Source organism: Cellulomonas sp. P4_A2 (assembly GCF_056402515.1).
On the sequence record NZ_JBFUHG010000120.1, the window covers coordinates 1 to 443 of the forward strand.

General features: G+C 70.2%; 1 protein-coding gene. It reads right to left on the reverse strand.

Annotation, left to right across the window (positions count from 1 at the left end):
* Positions 1-49: 49 nt before the first annotated feature.
* The coding region (nuoK, locus tag AC1DUE_RS20375) for an NADH-quinone oxidoreductase subunit NuoK (RefSeq protein ID WP_477041221.1) at positions 50-443 on the reverse strand (394 nt) is incomplete at its 5' end.

Consider the following 443-nt stretch of genomic DNA (forward strand, 5'->3'; position numbering starts at 1 on the left):
GCACCGAGGAACGGGAGGAGGGGGACGAGGACGGCGAGGGTCGTGGTGGTCACGCGGTGGCCTCTGCCTTCTTTGCCTTCCCTGCCGGAGCAGTGGCCTGGTCTTCGGTGCTGTCGCCGGGGAGGGCTTCGGCGGCGTCGGTTTCGGCGGTGTCGCGGAGGCGGTCGACGTCCGAGCTGCCGCGGTTGCGGTAGACGGCGAGGACGATCGCCAGGCCGATGCCGATCTCCGCCGCCGCGATGGCGATGGTGAAGAGGGTGAGGGCCTGGCCGGAGTGCAGGGCGTCGCGGAGCCAGACGTCGAAGGCGACCAGGTTGAGGTTGACCGCGTTGAGCATCAGCTCGACGGACATCAGGACCAGGATCGCGTTGCGGCGTGCGAGGACTCCGTACAGCCCGGTGCAGAAGAGGAGGGCGGCGAGCACGGCGGGGTAGGCGAGGTGC